The organism is Allobosea sp. RAF48, from assembly GCF_052114025.1.
In the GTDB taxonomy this organism is placed as follows: Bacteria; Pseudomonadota; Alphaproteobacteria; order Rhizobiales; family Beijerinckiaceae; genus Allobosea.
This window is the reverse complement of record NZ_JBFRDZ010000011.1, coordinates 1-12,191: the sequence shown is the minus strand read 5'-3', so window position 1 is coordinate 12,191 and position 12,191 is coordinate 1. Positions and strand designations below refer to the sequence as shown.

The following is a 12,191-nucleotide window of genomic DNA, read 5'->3' as shown; positions in this document are numbered from 1 at the left end:
CGCGTCCGCGCGGCGGAGAGTCTGATGAAACAACGCAACCGCAAGCTGCTCGGGACGGTGCTGATCCTTGTCTTCGTCTGCGTCTACGCGCTGGTCGCGATGGCGCTGGCGCAGGGACGGATCACCGAGGCGCCGAAGCTCGTGCAGACGATCGCCTATATCGCGCTCGGCCTCGCCTGGGTGCTGCCGCTGCTGCCGCTGATCAAGTGGATGGAGCGCAAGGACCAGGCTTGAGGCCTCGCCTCAACCGACATCGAGGCTGCTCCCGCGGTTCCGCAGCCAGAACGGCAACCCCGCCAGCAGCGCCCGCAGCGCCGTCTCGTTCTGGTGCAGCCCGTTAAGCGAGACGCGCGGCAGCGCGTGAAAATGGCTTACATGGTCCGGGAAGAGATGCCCCGGCCGCGTCGTCACCGCACTGACGAACCCCGCGTCCTGCGCCAGCGCGAATTCGCGCGGCCCGGCGGAGCCGGGATCTCCGACCGGATAGGCGAAGTGCCGGATCGGTATCGCCAGCTCCGCCTCCAGTCGCGCCTTGCTTTCAGCGATCTCGCGGCGCGCGGTCTCGGCATCGTGCTTGGCCAGCATCGGATGCGTCAGGGTATGAGCGCCGATGGTAACGCCCGGCGCGCCGGAGAGCGCGCGCAGCGTCTCCCATGGCAGGCATTCGCGCTCGACGAGTGCAGCCGGGTCGATGCCAGCCCGGGCCGTCAGCTCGGAGATCGCCGACAGCAGGACGGCTTCCGGCCCCTTGCGCAGGCGCCAATAGAGCCTGTCGAAGGCACGGTTCTTTTCGGCGTCGGTCTCGGTGCGGGCGGCGAAGGGGCCGTCAGACAAGGCGATGTCGAGGCGCGGCAAAGCACGGATCGCCTCTTCCAGCTCCAGCCACCAGAGCCGCGCCGTACGATCGGCGAAGCCCGGCGTGACGAAAAGCGTCCAGGGCACGCCATGCTTCGCCAGCACCGGCCAGGCGTGCTCGACATTGTCTCGGTAGCCGTCGTCGAAGGTCAACGCCACGAAGAAGCGCCCGCGCTTCGGCTGCCGCAGTCGCAGGATGGCCTCGTCGAGCGAAACGATGTCGTAGCCCTCGGCCTTGATAAGGCTCAGAGCCTCGTCGAGGAATTCGGGCGTGATCTCCAGCAAGGCATTTGGCGCGAAGCCGCGCGCCATCTGCGGACGCACGTGGTGCAGGGTCAGGATCATCCCGGCGCCTTGCGTGAAGCCGCGGCTCCAACGATCGGCCCGCGTCGCCGCCATCAGCTTGAATGCGGCCGCGATGGCCTTGTGACGTCCGTTCATCGCCAATCCATGCAACTGCCCGCTAACGCTGTTGCGCAATAGCGCTGCCGGGCCGAACGATCATGACCGATCCGTTCACAATGGCGGGTTAAGGAGGACGGCCTCAATCCTCCAAGGGGCCGAGGGACCATGCCCGCCATTGCCGCCGAAACATCGCATCCCAGAACCGCGGCCATGGACAGTCGCGCAGGCGAGCGCGCCTGGGCGTCGATCGCCATCGAAAGCGATATCCGGTCGCTCGAAGACATCTGGCGGCCCTTCGAAGCAACGGCGCTGGCGACCCCCTATCAGGCCTATGGCTGGATCCGTCCTTTCGTGGAGACGATGGGCGCCGACCACGGGATGACGTTTCGGTATGCGCTCCTGCGTGATGCGCAGGGCGCCCTCTGTGCACTGCTGCCGCTGGTCATCACCCGGCGCAGCGGTATCCGCTTCGCCGAAATCATCGGCGGCAAGCATGCTAATTACCATATGGGGCTCTATGCTCCCGCCTTCGCCGCCAGGCTCGATGCAGCGCTCGCACAACAGATGCTGGCCGAGATCGGCGCGGCGATCGGCGCGGCGATCGGCGGCCTCGATGCACTCGTCTTCGTCAACCAGCCGACGCACTGGCGCGGGTATCTCAATCCGCCCGCCCTCCTTGCAGCCGGCCCGAGCCCGAGCCGGGCCTACAAGCTCGCGCTGATCACGGGTGATGGCGATGCCACGCTGAAACGTTCGATGAGCAGTCATGCGCGCAAGAAGCTCAAGAACAAGCACAGCCGCTTCAGGGATTTCGGCCCGTCGGCGATGAACCGAGCGAGGACGCCCGATGAGATCGAGCGCGTTCTCTCGGCCTTCCTCGAACAGAAAGCCGCGCGCTTTCGTGCGATGGGCGTGCCCGATCCATTCGCAGAACCGGCGGTCCGCAGCTTCCTTTCACGGGCCGCGAGCTGCGAGGGCAACGCTGCGCCCGCCATCGAGCTCTACTCGCTCGATCTGGCGGGAAAAAGCACCGCCACCTATGTCGGCGCCACACTGGGCGAGCGGTTCTCGGGAATGGCGACCTCGTTCGACATGGAGAGCGAGACCGTCCGGACCAGCCCGGGCGAGTTGCTGCTGGCCGAGCTGATCCGGCAGAAATGCAATGATGGCTCGGCCGCTTTCGATCTCGGCGTGGGCGAAGCGCGCTACAAAACCACCTTCTGCGACGACCACGACGATCTGGTCGACACCTTCCTGCCGCTGACCTTCAAGGGCCGGCTCTTCGCCACGATGGCCCGGGCAAAACGCGAACTGAAGCGGCGGATCAAGGCCTCGCCGGTCGCGCTCAAGCTGGCGCAGCGAGCCTCGGGCTGGCTGCACCGCAAGGAGCGGGACGAAGACTGAGGCCCGCCGGGGTGATTACGCCTCGGCCGGCACCTCGGCGCGCGGCGAGGACGCCGTGGGAACGCCGCCTTCGGCGTCGAGGATGAGCGTGACCGGCGCTTCTGTGAGCTCGCTCAGGCGATAAGCGGCTTCGAGGGCGTGACCGTTGCCGAACTGGCCACTCATCACAAGGCCACCCTGGGCGCGACGGGCGACGGGGCTCAGCATCGCACCATCGTCGCTGGAGGCAGCGGCAACCAGCACCCAGTCGTAGGTCTCGCAGAGCGCATCGAGCGCAATATCCACGAGGTCGGGCGCCGCCAGCACGGCAGCGCGCCCCGCACGCCCGGGACCGATGCTGTGCAGACGCGAGCCCGGCGCGCGCATAATGATGTCGGAGAACAGGGCCTCGCCTGCAAGGAGTTCGGAGAAGCCCGGCTCGTCGTGCTCATCATCCACCGTCAGGTCGACGAGAATGCAGCGGCAGCGCTGCGCAAGCAGCTTGGCGAGGTCGCGCGCGTTGGCAGCCCCCTCCCCGCCGCCATCGAGCACGAGCATCATCGGGGCCATGCCGCGCGGCGCCTCCTGCGTCCGCTCGGCGATCTCCGCGAGGGTCCGCTCCGGCCGGTCGAGGTCGAGCCGCAACTGGCCCAGGCGCCCGGCATGGGTCAGCAAGCCGGCGACGCGCTCGTGGCGGGGCTCCTGCGGCGCAGGTCCAGCCTGCTCCGTCTCGTCCTCGTTCTTGCCGGCAGAGACCCAGCGCGGCCGGCGCGGAGTCTCCGGCAGCGGCCGGCCCTGGCCGTTGAGCAGCTCGCGCGTGACGATCGTTGCCAGCGCGACCAGGAAGGTCGCGAGCGTAGCGACCAGCATGACGGGAACCTTCTTCGGGAAGGACGGCTCGGTCGGCTGCACGGCACGCGAGATGATGCGGGCATCGGCCGGCGTGGCATTCATGGTGTCCCGCGCCACCGCCTCGCGATAGCGCTGCATGTACTGCTCGAGCTGGTCGCGCAGGGTGCGCGCCTCGCGCTCGAGCGCCCGCAGCTGCACCTCGCTGTCATTGGCGGACGAGACATTCTTCTTCTGTCCGTCGAGCGCAGCCTGGAAACTCTCGACGCGCTGGCCTGCGATCTTGGCTTCGTTCTCCAGCGTCCGCACGGTCCGCTCGGCGGCGGCGCGCAGCTGCCCTTCGAGGTCGAGAAGCTGGGCGTTGAGCTCCTTGATCCGCGGGTGCTCGGGCAGGAGGCTGCGCGACTCCGCCGCAATCTGCGCGCGCAGATTGACGCGCTGCTCGATCAGGCGGCGCACGAGATCATTATTGGCGACGTCGGGGATCTCGAAGGTCCGACCCTGCTTGATCGCATCGCGGATCAGCCCTGCCTTGGCCTGTGCCTCGGTCTGCTGGCTGCGCGCGGACGAAAGCTGGCTCGAGAGATCGGTGAGCTGCTGCGAGGTGATGGTCGTGTTGTTGGAACCGACCAAAAGGCCGTTCTTGGACCGGAAATCCTCGACTTTCGCCTCGGCCTCGGCCACACGCTTGCGCAGCGGCTCGATCGTGGTCGAAAGCCAGTTCGAGGCGCTGCGGGCGTTTTCCTGCTTCGCCGCCTCCTGGAACTCGAGATAGGTCTCGGCGATGGTGTTCGCCGCCTTCGCCGCAAGCGCCGGATCGACCGAGGTGAATTCGATCGACACGATCCGTGAACGGCCGACGGGGAAGACCAGCAACCGGTCGTAATATTTTTCGAGGACGCGGTCCTCCGGCGAGCGATCGGCAGGGTGCCCACCCAGCCCGATCATAACCGCCAGCTTGCGTACGCTGCTGAGCGCGCCGACGCCGGAATCGAACTCGGGGTTGCCGACGAGTCCGATGCGCTTGATCGCCTCGCGGGCCAGATCGCGCGACATGATGACCTGGACCTGGCTCTGCACCGCTTCAGCGTCGAACTGACCGGAGGAATCCGGCAGCGACTGGCCCGGCAGTGCGTAGAAGGTGCCGCGGCTTTCCAGCAGCAGCCGCGCCTCGCCCGTATAGCGCGGCGTGACGATATTGACCGCAAGGAACGACAGGCCGAGCGCCGCAAGCGTCGGCCCGATGATCCAGAGCTTGCGGCGCTTGATCGCGGCCCACAACGCGGAGAGGTCGAGCATGTCGCCCCGGCCATCGCCGGCGCTGCGCGCTTCAATCCCTGCCTGAGCGGTCATGACACACCTCTGGACGCAAAACTCATGCATCCCGGACAGGGACGCGGGCGTCATTGAAGCCTCAGTAAGGTTATTGCCCGGTTAAGACGGTTCCTGAGCGGTTACCGCTGGCCACCGGGAAGCCTTTGTTAACCATATGACGCCTAAAGCTCGGGGGTATTCTGCACGGATAGCCTTTGTGATGAGTCGACGCCTCGCCTCTCTCGCCTTGGCCGCCGCCATGCTGGCGGGCGCATGCGCCCCCCGATATGTGGCGTCGGACTATACGCTTGCCGAGCCGGCGGGTCCCTACAGGCTCGCCAGCGGCGACAGGCTGCGCATCATCGTGTTCGGGCAGGACAACCTGTCGAACATCTATGCGGTCGACGGCTCCGGCCGGATTGCCATGCCGCTGATCAACACCGTCGAAGCGCAGGGCCGCACCACCCAGCAGCTCGCACAGGCGATCGAAGCCAAGCTGCGTGGCGGCTATCTGCGCGAGCCCAAGGTTTCGGTCGAGGTCGACACCTATCGTCCGTTCTTCGTGCTGGGCGAAGTCACCAATTCCGGCCAGTTCCCCTTCGTGAACGGCATGACCGTGCAGACCGCGGTTGCGATCGCCGGCGGCTTCACTCCGCGCGGACAGCGTTCCTCGGCGGAAGTCACCCGGCAGATCGACGGCCAGACCGTGACTGCGACCGTGCCGATCACCTACCCGGTCCAGCCCGGAGACACGATCGTCATCAAGGAACGCTGGTTCTGAAGCCCCGCGGATTCCTGCCATGACGGACGCCGCCGGCACGCGCCCCTTGCGAATTCTGCACGTCTTTCGCGCCCCCCTCGGCGGGCTGTTCCGGCACGTCCTCGATGTAGCCCGCGGGCAGGTGGAACGCGGCCACGCCGTCGGCATCTTCTGTGACTCGAACACCGGCGGCCAGAGAGCCGACGAAGTCTTCCAGGAGCTGTCGGGCCAGCTGGCACTGGGCGTGACCCGCGTGCCGATGTCTCGCTATCCGAGCCTGACCGACGCCAAGGCGCAGCTCTCGGCCGTCGCATTGCGGCGCAAGTTGGCACCCGACATCGTGCACTGCCATGGCTCGAAAGGCGGGGTCTACGGCCGGTTCCCGGCACTGCTCTCGCCCGGACGGCGCTATGTCACCGCCTATACGCCGCATGGCGGCAGCTTCAACTACAAGCCCGGCAGCCGCGAACACAGAGTCTACATGGCGGTCGAGCGCCTGCTCGAGGGCGCGACGGACATGTTCCTGTTCGAAAGCCGCTTCATCGCCGGGCGCTTCGAAGCGCATATCGGGCACGCACCGCGGACCGGCCACCGCGTCGTCCTGAATGGCGTCTCGAATGCCGAGTTCGAGCCGATCGACCATGCGCAGGCGCAATTCGACCTGCTCTATCTCGGCGAACTGCGCTCGGCGAAGGGGGTCGACACGCTGATCGATGCGCTGCAGCTGCTGCGTCAGCGCGACGGGCTGAGGCCGCGTATCCTGATCGTCGGATCGGGGCCGGACGAGGCCGAGCTGAAGCAGATGACGCGGGACCGCGGCATAGCCGATCAATGCGTGTTCGAACCACCCGGGCCCATCCGCAAGGCGCTGGCGCAAGCGCATGTGATGGTGATCCCGTCGCGCGCCGAGTCTCTCCCTTACGTCATCCTCGAGGCCGCGGCCGCGGCGCAGCCGCTGATCTCAACGGATGTCGGCGGGATCGCCGAAATCTACGGAGCGCGGCACCGTGACCGGCTGATCAAGACCGACGATCCGCAGATCCTCGCCGGCGCGATCCGCACCATGCTCGAAACACCGGAATCGGAACGGCTGGCCCAGGCTGTCGACCTAGCCGCACATGTCCGGCAGAATTTCTGCATCGACGCAATGGTCGACGGCATCATCGCCGCCTATCGCGGCGCAATGGTCGCGCGCGGCATGGCGTGAAGCGGCGTCAGACCAGCTTCAGCGCGGCGACGCCGGCAACGACCAGCACGATACCGAGCCAGCCGACCGGGCGGATGCGCTGACCGAAGGCCAATGCGCCGACAACCGCGGTGATCACCAGCCCGGCACCGCCCCAGACGGCATAGGCGACAGCCAGGTCCATGCCCTTGATCGCCTGCGCCAGGGCGGCGAAGGCACCCATGACGAAGACGATTCCCCCGGCGCCGACCACGCGGTGGCTCATGCCGTCCGACAGCTTCAGCAGGTAGGTGCCGGCGATCTCGAAAGTGACCGCCAGCAGCAGCCAGAGGAAGGGAGCGGCCTGAATGAACGAGGCATTCACACAAGCCTCCCGCCAGCGAGCGGCTCATCCTGCTTGCGGCCATGGCCGACGCCATTCTCGATGAGAAGGATGCCGGCCAGGATCGCAGCGAAACCGAGCATTCGGCCAACTGTGAGGTGCTCCCCGAAGAGGAGATGGCCGATGACGGCGATGCCGACGATGCCCGCCCCTTCCCAGACGGCATAGGCCACCGCCATCAGGGACAGCCAAGCAATCGTTAGAGTTTTAAATCGACAGATCCGAAAAGAAGCAGTTGCAGAGGCTCGACCTCGACAATCGGCGTCATGGGAAAAACAATGATCCCGACGCCATGCCCCAAGCGGGCGATATATGCTTCTCAGACACTCATCGAAGAGGAATATGCCGCCACCCTCGGCTAATGTCAACTCTCGATAACTTGCAATAACAACGACTTACGGGAAACCGACTGATTTATACGTAGCTTTACCCTCGAGCAAGCCATTGGCCCTCCAAGACAAAATCAGCATTTCACGCCATGTTTTTTAAGCCCCGCGCTCAGGCATTTTCGAGGTCCGGAACGCCTCGGTTTTGCCCGATCCCTTACTGATCCTGCGAAACAAGACGCGGTCGGGTTAAGCGTTCCGAGAGCAATTTCGGGTAGACCGCGACCGGGACCGCCGCGCCCGGCGCTGCGATCCGGCTTGAGGATTGGACGCTATGGGGACTTTCGATGTCCGCGATATGATGAAGGCGGACGCGGCCGCCTCGGCAACGCCGGCGATGTTCGGCGGAGCGGAAGCGGGCCCGACGCGGCGCTTTCATCCCCTCGCCGAGCGCATCGCCGCCATCCCAGTCAAGCCGACGCTATCGCCCGTAATGATCGAAGGAGTCGCCCGGCTTGTCGATGCGCTCGCGGTGATCGGAACGGGCGCCCTGATCTACTGGCTCTACGTGGCGGGCAAGGACGAATACGCCCTGCCCTATCAAATCGCGATCCCGACGCTGGCGGTTACAGCCCTCGGCACCTTCCAGGCGCTGCAGCTCTATCCGATCGGCGCGCTGCGCAACCTCATCGCCAGTGCCGTCCGGCTCCTGACCGGCTGGACGATACTCTTCCTCATCACGATGGCGGTCTTCTTCATCCTCAAGATCAGCGATCAGGTCTCCCGCGGTTGGCTGATTGGCTTCTATTTCGCTGGCGCCGGCGCTCTCTTGAGCGGCCGCATCGTCGTGATGCTCGGCGTGCGTCATCTGACCCGCAACGGCCGGCTCGAGCGACGCACGGCGATCGTCGGCGGCGGCGAGGCGGGCGAGGCCCTGATCCGCGCCCTGGAAAGCCAGAAGGACACCGGCCTGCGCATCTGCGGCGTCTTCGACGACCGCAATGACGAACGCTCCCCCGATCTTGTCGCCGGCTACCCCAAGCTCGGCACGATCGACGACCTCGTCGAATTCGCGCGCCGAACCAAGCTCGATCTGGTGATCTTCACCCTGCCGATCTCGGCCGAGGCGCGGCTCCTGACCATGCTGCGCAAGCTCTGGGTACTGCCGATCGACATCCGTCTGTCGGCGCATCTGTCCAAGCTGAGGCTGCGGCCACGCTCCTACTCCTATTTCGGCACCGTGCCCGTGCTGGATGTCTTCGACCGGCCGATCGCCGACTGGGACATCGTCGTCAAATGGATATTCGACAAGGTCGTCGGCGTGCTGGCACTGATCGCGCTTTCGCCCGTGATGCTGGCGACAGCCATCGCCATCAAGCTCGACTCCAAGGGGCCGGTTTTCTTCCGCCAGAAACGCTATGGCTTCAACAACGAGACCGTCGAGGTCTTCAAGTTCCGCTCGCTCTACCACGACAAAAGCGACTTCAAGGCGGCCAAGCAGGTGACGCGAGACGATCCGCGCGTGACGCGCGTCGGCCGCTTCATCCGCAAGACATCGATCGACGAACTGCCGCAACTGCTGAACGTGGTCTTCAAGGGCGATCTGTCGCTGGTCGGGCCGCGCCCGCACGCCATCCACGCCTCGACGGCCAACCGCGCCTATGAGCAGGTCGTCGACGGCTATTTCGCCCGCCACAAGGTCAAGCCCGGCATCACCGGCTGGGCCCAGATCAGCGGCTGGCGCGGCGAGACGGACACGGATGAGAAGATCCAGCGGCGCGTCGAGCACGATCTCTACTACATCGAGAACTGGTCGGTGCTGCTCGATCTCTACATCCTGTTCAAGACGCCGCTCTCGCTGCTGACCAAGAACGAGAACGCGTATTGAGCACCGTCGCCGAGCACCCGTCGCATGAGGCGCCGGGCCCCCGGCTCGCGATCGCATATGCGGCGATCAAGCGCGGGACGCTCTGGCTCCTCGGCGCGTCAAGCGGCTTCGCGCTGATAGAGCCCTCGCCCTACGAACTCGTTTTCCTGCTGACGCTCTTCATCTTCGCCGTCACCGGGATCCGCTTCTCGCAGAAGCTGCTGCCGCTGGCCGTGCTGCTGCTCCTCTACAATATCGGTGGCATCTTCTCGCTGATACCGTGGATGGACGAGGGCGACTCGGTCCGCTTCACGGCCGTTTCCGTCTATCTGATGATCACCGGCATCTTCTTCGCGGCGATCATGGCGGAGGATGCGACAGGCCGGTTGGAAACCCTGTGGCAGGGCTATCTCTTCGCCGCCTGGTACGCGGGCATCGCAGGCGTGCTCGGCTACTTCGACGTCGCCGGTCTGGGCAGCAGCTTCACGCTCTATGGGCGCGCGTCCGGCACCTTCAAGGATGCGAACGTGCTGGGCCCGTTCCTCGTCCTGCCCATTCTCTACGTCCTGCATCGCATCCTCACCGGGCAGGCCGGGCTGGTGCGCGGCTTAGCCTTGATCAGCATGCCGCTGTTCGCGCTGTTCCTGACCTTCTCCCGCGGCGCCTGGGGCAATCTGGTGGCTTCGGCCCTGCTCATGATCGGGCTGGCATTCCTGACCGCCCCCAATGCCACGCAGCGCGGGCGCATCGCGCTGCTGACGCTCGTCGCGTTCATGGCGGTGGCAGCCGCGCTTGCCGTCGCGCTCTCCTTCGAGAACATCCGCGACGTCTTCGAGACCCGGGCGAGTCTCGACCAGAGCTACGATCAGGGCGTGACGGGGCGCTTCGGCAACCAGCTTCGTTCGATCTCGCTTCTGCTCGAAGCGCCCAACGGGTTCGGGCCTTTGCGCTTCCGCTGGCACTTCACGGAAGATCCGCACAACGTCTACATCAACGCCTTCGCTTCCTATGGGTGGCTGGGCGGCGTGGCGTGGCTCGGGTTGATGGCCGCGACCTGCTATGTCGGCTGGCGCCTCGTGTTTCAGCGCCGGCCGTGGCAGCAGCATGCCGTCGTGCTGTGGCCGGTGTTGTTCGTGACGATCCTGCAAGGCCTTCAGATCGACACCGACCATTGGCGCCATCTCTATCTGATGCTCGGCCTGATCTGGGGTCTGGCTGCCCTGCCGAAGCCCACCTCGCGGACAGAACGCGCCTCTCGATCCGAACTCGGCCGCGATCAGGGATGACGCCGGTGGCCCCGCGGGCGCCGGCATGGACGCAGGCCGCCGGGCCAGCAGCTCAGACCCCGGCTGAACCGCATCCGATCGGGTCCGCCACGATGACGCGGCTCGTCTTGCGCGCCTGCTCCGCCCGCAGAGCCAGATCGATGTGACGGCGATACTCTGCCCAGGAGCCGACCCTGCGACCGCAATTGCCGCATGAAACGATGCTGGCATCGGTGAGAGCCTGGGGGATCGAAACCCCCGGCGAACCGCAATCCTCGCAATGGAACCAGTCCTGCCTCAACACGGCCTCGCCTGCATTCATTCTCGCACGGCGACGGAGCGTCGACCGCGACCGCATCAAAGGCGACGGCAGATGACTGATTACTGAACGGTCGCTTGGCCGGCAAGAGAACCGGAGGCAGGCCTATTCGAAGGACCGCGACGGCCCGTCGCCTCCGCAAGTCGCCTTGAGGTGTTGGACGTTGTCGTTGGAGAAGACCAGCCGAAGCTTGGGGCGCGCGGCCTCCAGAGCCCGAGAGGCGTCTTTCCTGCTGGCGGCTGCGCGGCGAATCTGTGCGCGCCGCACGATCAGCGACATCTGATGCCTGCGTTTCATGGATACCAATTCCCGCGCCGCGCAATGATGATTGCAGCGGGGAGCATGATCGACACCCCCCATTTGGGGGACGCCATTCATATTTGTCGCACCGCAAAACGAGGCGGGGGGCCTTTCCGCACAAGTCATTCCACGAGAGCGAGCAAGATTGCAGCGAAGCGCATTGCATCTGCTGCGGCCCGCCACTATAAGCCGAGCCGTCGGAGCGTAGCGCAGCCCGGTTAGCGCACTTGTCTGGGGGACAAGGGGTCGGAGGTTCGAATCCTCTCGCTCCGACCATAAAACCTCACAAAATCAATATGTTGCCAACCACCCGTTTTCTGGCGCCGAAGAACGGATCGGCACCGAACGGGAGGGAATCGGCCATAGCGGGACAAAAAGTCCCGACAAAGTCCCGACAGATGTTCTGCTGACGTTCTCCGCATCCTTCCCCTCCCCCGCGAGGAGGGACGGCCGTGGGTGAGAACAGCAAGATCGAATGGACGCAGCACACGTTCAATCCGTGGATCGGATGCACCAAGGTCTCGCCGGCATGTGACCACTGCTATGCCGAGGCGATGATGGACGGGCGCTATGGCCGCGTCCGTTGGGGTGCTGGCGAAGATCGGTCGCGGACCTCGGCGGCGAACTGGCGTCTTCCAATCCGCTGGGATCGCGACGCGGCTGCCGCCGGCACGCGACCTTTCGTGTTCTGTGCCTCGCTGGCGGATGTCTTCGACAATGAGGTTGATCCGCTCTGGCGCAGCGACCTCATGGTCCTCATCGAGAAGACGCCGAACCTCATCTGGCTTCTGCTGACGAAGCGCATCCCCGCTGCGCCGGCAGTAGTGACAACGGAAGCGCACCACCACCCACGGAAAATCCCGAAGCTCGGTCTGGTCGTTCGGCTGTTTCATTGGTCATTCGGGTTCGCGAACAGGCCGCGCTCCCTGTGAGAACAGCCCGCGCAGATACCCGCGCGAGACGGAACGATCGGCGTCGGC

11 protein-coding genes and 1 tRNA gene are annotated in these 12,191 nt (G+C 65.5%); 8 read left to right on the top strand and 4 right to left on the bottom strand.

Features of this window, described 5'->3' with window-relative positions; all coding sequences use genetic code 11:
• The first annotated feature begins 24 nt into the window (after positions 1 to 24).
• Positions 25 to 234, top strand: coding sequence for a DUF2842 domain-containing protein (locus tag AB4Z10_RS19190; protein ID WP_441471984.1), 210 nt, complete (start codon positions 25 to 27; stop codon positions 232 to 234).
• A 9-nt stretch (positions 235 to 243) separates the two neighbouring features.
• Here AB4Z10_RS19190 and AB4Z10_RS19185 read toward each other — a convergent pair whose 3' ends face one another.
• A complete protein-coding gene (locus AB4Z10_RS19185; protein WP_441471983.1) occupies positions 244 to 1,296 on the bottom strand; it encodes a polysaccharide deacetylase family protein in 1,053 nt (350 codons plus the stop codon).
• A 174-nt stretch (positions 1,297 to 1,470) separates the two neighbouring features.
• On the opposite strand from AB4Z10_RS19185, the gene AB4Z10_RS19180 reads away from it, so the two are divergent.
• Positions 1,471 to 2,664, top strand: a complete 1,194-nt coding sequence (locus AB4Z10_RS19180) for a GNAT family N-acetyltransferase (protein WP_441471982.1) — start codon at positions 1,471 to 1,473, stop codon at positions 2,662 to 2,664.
• A gap of 15 nt (positions 2,665 to 2,679) precedes the next feature.
• On the opposite strand, the gene AB4Z10_RS19175 is transcribed toward AB4Z10_RS19180, so the two are convergent.
• A complete protein-coding gene (locus AB4Z10_RS19175) occupies positions 2,680 to 4,845 on the bottom strand; it encodes a GumC family protein (protein ID WP_441471981.1) in 2,166 nt (721 codons plus the stop codon).
• A 181-nt stretch (positions 4,846 to 5,026) separates the two neighbouring features.
• On the opposite strand from AB4Z10_RS19175, the gene AB4Z10_RS19170 reads away from it, so the two are divergent.
• Entirely contained in the window at positions 5,027 to 5,587 is a 561-nt protein-coding gene (locus AB4Z10_RS19170; RefSeq protein ID WP_441471980.1) for a polysaccharide biosynthesis/export family protein, read from the top strand.
• Between the two features lie 19 nt (positions 5,588 to 5,606).
• Positions 5,607 to 6,773: a glycosyltransferase gene (locus AB4Z10_RS19165; protein ID WP_441471979.1), complete on the top strand. Its 1,167-nt coding sequence runs from the start codon at positions 5,607 to 5,609 to the stop codon at positions 6,771 to 6,773.
• A gap of 7 nt (positions 6,774 to 6,780) precedes the next feature.
• On the opposite strand, the gene AB4Z10_RS19160 is transcribed toward AB4Z10_RS19165, so the two are convergent.
• Both AB4Z10_RS19160 and AB4Z10_RS19155 read right to left on the bottom strand, forming a co-directional pair.
• The gene (locus tag AB4Z10_RS19160) at positions 6,781 to 7,116 is read right to left on the bottom strand and encodes an SMR family transporter (RefSeq protein WP_441471978.1); all 336 of its coding nucleotides are present in this window, start codon (positions 7,114 to 7,116) and stop codon (positions 6,781 to 6,783) included.
• Positions 7,113 to 7,502 (bottom strand): DMT family transporter, encoded by a 390-nt coding sequence (locus AB4Z10_RS19155; RefSeq protein WP_441471977.1) that lies wholly within the window; start codon positions 7,500 to 7,502, stop codon positions 7,113 to 7,115. The genes AB4Z10_RS19160 and AB4Z10_RS19155 overlap by 4 nt, the downstream gene beginning before the upstream one ends.
• A 292-nt stretch (positions 7,503 to 7,794) precedes the next feature.
• On the opposite strand from AB4Z10_RS19155, the gene AB4Z10_RS19150 reads away from it, so the two are divergent.
• The 4 genes from AB4Z10_RS19150 to AB4Z10_RS19135 all read left to right on the top strand — a co-directional run bounded on the left by AB4Z10_RS19150 (position 7,795) and on the right by AB4Z10_RS19135 (position 12,143).
• Complete coding sequence (locus AB4Z10_RS19150) at positions 7,795 to 9,348, top strand: undecaprenyl-phosphate glucose phosphotransferase (protein ID WP_441471976.1); 1,554 nt, start codon at positions 7,795 to 7,797, stop codon at positions 9,346 to 9,348.
• Positions 9,345 to 10,613: an O-antigen ligase family protein gene (locus AB4Z10_RS19145; RefSeq protein WP_441471975.1), complete on the top strand. Its 1,269-nt coding sequence runs from the start codon at positions 9,345 to 9,347 to the stop codon at positions 10,611 to 10,613. The genes AB4Z10_RS19150 and AB4Z10_RS19145 overlap by 4 nt, the downstream gene beginning before the upstream one ends.
• Positions 10,614 to 11,409: 796 nt before the next feature.
• Positions 11,410 to 11,487: transfer RNA gene (locus AB4Z10_RS19140), tRNA-Pro, on the top strand.
• Positions 11,488 to 11,663: 176 nt separating this feature from the next.
• A complete protein-coding gene (locus AB4Z10_RS19135; protein WP_441471974.1) occupies positions 11,664 to 12,143 on the top strand; it encodes a DUF5131 family protein in 480 nt (159 codons plus the stop codon).
• Positions 12,144 to 12,191: the final 48 nt, after the last annotated feature.